Here is a 533-nt window from a genome sequence, read left to right as displayed (position 1 = left end):
GTCTTGTGCACCTCCCCGAAGCTTATCGCAGCTTAACACGTCCTTCATCGCCTCCAAGAGCCTAGGCATCCCCCATACGCCCTTAATTCACTTACTCTTTTATAAAATATCTTCATCCCGAAGGATTAAGTATCTCTAATTTGCTCTTACTCTTTACTTTATTCTCACAATATGTCAAAGAACCTTGTGTGAATTTTGATAGACAAGTCCATCGCATTCACAGCGCTCCCTTTTATTTCTTCCCACTTTGGAAAGGGTAGGGGTGGTGTTTTTTAGTCCCTAGTCACTAGTCGTTAGTCGCTAGTCATTAGTTACTCTTTCAATCTGTTGATTAAACTCGTTTGCTTAATCCTTAACTCTTAATTCTAAACTCTTAACTCTTACTTCTAAACTCTTACCTCTTTGTTGGTGGAGAATAACGGATTCGAACCGTTGACCCCCTGCGTGCAAGGCAGGTGCTCTAGCCAGCTGAGCTAATCCCCCAGGGATTGTTTTGCTTAATCTATTGCTCTTACCCACATGCCTTCATTTCT

At 42.0% G+C, this 533-nt stretch carries 1 tRNA gene and 1 rRNA gene; both read right to left on the bottom strand.

Annotated features, from left to right (window positions below):
• Positions 1 to 96 (bottom strand): 23S ribosomal RNA (locus SKC38_RS12445); the annotation flags it as partial.
• Positions 97 to 406: 310 nt separating this feature from the next.
• A tRNA-Ala gene (locus SKC38_RS12440) sits at positions 407 to 483 on the bottom strand.
• Positions 484 to 533: the final 50 nt, after the last annotated feature.

The organism is Aquirufa echingensis (assembly GCF_042714525.1).
In the GTDB taxonomy this organism is placed as follows: Bacteria; Bacteroidota; Bacteroidia; order Cytophagales; family Spirosomataceae; genus Aquirufa; species Aquirufa echingensis.
The sequence above is the reverse complement of the archived record's forward strand: the minus strand, read 5'-3'. Positions and strand labels throughout refer to the sequence as shown.